This is a genomic window from Priestia sp. P1_B12_1 (assembly GCF_056406695.1).
On sequence record NZ_JBFTZR010000051.1, the window covers coordinates 1 to 2207 of the forward strand.

At 42.8% G+C, this 2207-nt stretch carries 1 protein-coding gene; it reads left to right on the plus strand.

Going from position 1 to position 2207, the window contains the following annotated elements; translation table 11 throughout:
- On the plus strand, window positions 1–2207 hold a 2207-nt coding region (locus AC1D0Y_RS29390), incomplete at both ends, for a cadherin-like domain-containing protein (RefSeq protein WP_477708441.1).

Sequence of the window (2207 nt, forward strand, 5' to 3'; positions counted from 1 at the left end):
GCGGATGGAACATTTAGCTACCAGCCGAATTTAAATTTTAATGGGACGGATCAGTTTACGGTATTGGTCTCAGACGGTCAGGGAGGAACAGCCGTTTCAACGGTGACAGTAATTGTCACGCCAGTGAACGATGCACCGACGGTGCCAAACTACACGTTTAGTACGCAGGAAGATAGCCCCGTGGTAGGAGCGGTAGTAGGAACAGATGTGGATGGAAATTCTCTTAGTTATCAGCTACAAAGTGGGCCAACAAATGGAATAGCCGTGGTGAACGCGGATGGAACATTTAGCTACCAGCCGAATTTAAATTTTAATGGGACGGATCAGTTTACGATATTGGTCTCAGATGGCCAAGGAGGAACGGCGGTTTCGACGGTAACCATTAATGTTATCCCGGTAAATGATCCACCGATTACTGCTGATTTAGCATTTACAATCAATGAAGATACACCTCTTACAAATCAAATTCCAGCGTTCGATCCGGATGGAGATCCTTTGACATTTACTTTACTAAATCCTCCTCCGTCAAATGGAAGTGTTGTATTAGAGGCAAATGGAGTATTTACCTATACACCGAATTTAAATTACAACGGAATGGATACCTTCAGTGTTCTGGTCTCAGATGGCCAAGGAGGAACTTCCTTATCTACTGTAACCTTAACAATTGTTCCAGTAAACGACCCTCCAATAGGTGGAGACAGAGCTGTTACAACGACAATTAACTTACCTGTTACAAGTAGCATACCTGCTTCAGACCCTGACAATATTACATTAATCTATACTCTGCAGCAAAGTCCAGCCAATGGGAATGTTATTATAAATCCAAACGGAACTTTCACCTATTCACCTAACACCGATTTTATAGGTAACGATCAATTTACCATATTAATAACAGATCTAGAAGGGGCCACCGCACTGTCAAATGTATTTGTTACAGTACTGCAAACAAATGGAACAACGACTACGCAAGATTTACAGGTCTCTACCAATGAAGATACGCCAGTAACGAATCAAGTAATTGCTACTAATGTAAATGGGAACCCTCTTATTTATACTATTGAAAATGTACCTATTAATGGAATAGTAACAATCGATCCTAATACAGGAATATTTACGTACACACCGAATGCAGACTTTTACGGTTCTGATGCGTTTATAGTATATGTAACTGATAACTTAGGAGGAAATGCTACTTCATCAGTTATCGTTACAGTTATTCCTATAAATGACCCTCCAATTGTTCCAAATTATCAGTTGACAACCAATGAAGATACATCAGTAACTTCTATGGTAATTGCAACTGATGTTGATAGTAATCAGCTTACTTATTCTCTACAAAATGCCCCCCTAAATGGGATAGCAAACGTAGGATTAGATGGAATGTATACCTATACTCCTAATGCTGATTTTAACGGAATAGACCAATTTACAGTGCTAGTAAATGACGGTCAGGGAGGAACGGCCGTTTCAACGATTACGATTACGGTTCTGCCAGTAAATGATCCACCAGTAGGTCCAGTGGTGGTAACGTTGGTCACGAATGAAGATACGGCAGTATCTAGCCAAATCACCGCGTTTGATCCAGATGGAGAAGTACTGACGTATAGCTTACAAGATCCGCCAACCAACGGAGTGGCGGTGGTAAATGCAGATGGTACGTTCACCTATACGCCAAATGGGAATTACACTGGTCCGGATACGTTTACGGTGTTAATAAGCGACCCGTCGGGYGCATTTATAGTGACGAATGTATTTGTGACGGTCACGCCAGTGAAYGATATACCAGTGGTGCCRAACTATGAGTTTGTGATCAACGAAGACACGAGTTTAARTAGCCAAGTGGTGGCAACGGATGTGGAYGGCAATCCACTAACGTACGGGTTACTGACAGGTCCAGCAAATGGAACGGTAGTTGTAAATCCAGACGGATCCTACACGTATACGCCAAACGAAAATTACAACGGGGTAGATAGCTTTAGTGTCGTAGTAAGCGACGGCCAGGGAGGAACGGCGGTTTCGACGATTACGATTACAGTTCTGCCAGTAAATGATCCACCAGTAGGACCAGTGGTGGTAACGCTGGTCACGAATGAAGATACAGCAGTGTCGAGTCAAATTACCGCGTTTGATCCAGATGGAGAAGTACTGACGTATAGCTTACAAGATCCGTCAACCAACGGAGTGGCGGTGGTAAATGCAGATGGTAC